Consider the following 524-nt stretch of genomic DNA (forward strand, 5'->3'; position numbering starts at 1 on the left):
AAGGCCAGCGTGTCGCCGTCCCAGCCGAAGAGGGTGATCTCGTGCTCGGAGCGTTTGGCGATGCGCCGGCCCAGGGCGTCGTAGCTGAAGCTCGTGGTCTTGCCGTAGGTGCTCGCGCTGCGCATGCGGTTGAAGCCGTCCCAGGTGAACACGGTCTTCTCGCCGTTCCAGGTCCGTTCGATCAGGTTGCCGCGCTCGTCCCATGTGTAGTGGGTGCCGGCATAGTCCTTGAGCAGGTTGTCCATCAGCCGGCCGGCCAGGCTGCGGCCGTCGCCGCCCAGGCGCACCGCGACGCGGGTGGTGACGCGGCCGGCCGCCTGCGCGTTGGCATCGGTGTCGGAAGGGTTGCCGATGTTGCCCGCCGGATCGAAGGCGAAGGTCTCGCGGCCCAGTCGGCTGTGGGCTTCGAGCAGGCGCCCCACGGGGTCGTAGCGGTAGCTCAGGTTGCCGCGGCGGCTGTCGCCGATGGCCACCAGCTGGCCGGCCTTGTCGTAGGCATAGCTGCGGCGGATGCCCACGGCCTC

The 524-nt window shown here is 69.7% G+C and carries 1 pseudogene; it reads right to left on the reverse strand.

The annotated features are described in order from the left end of the window. Positions 1–524, reverse strand: a pseudogene (locus tag AC1DFC_RS29780) (RHS repeat-associated core domain-containing protein); the annotation flags it as partial.

Source organism: Variovorax sp. 10L421 (assembly GCF_056395365.1).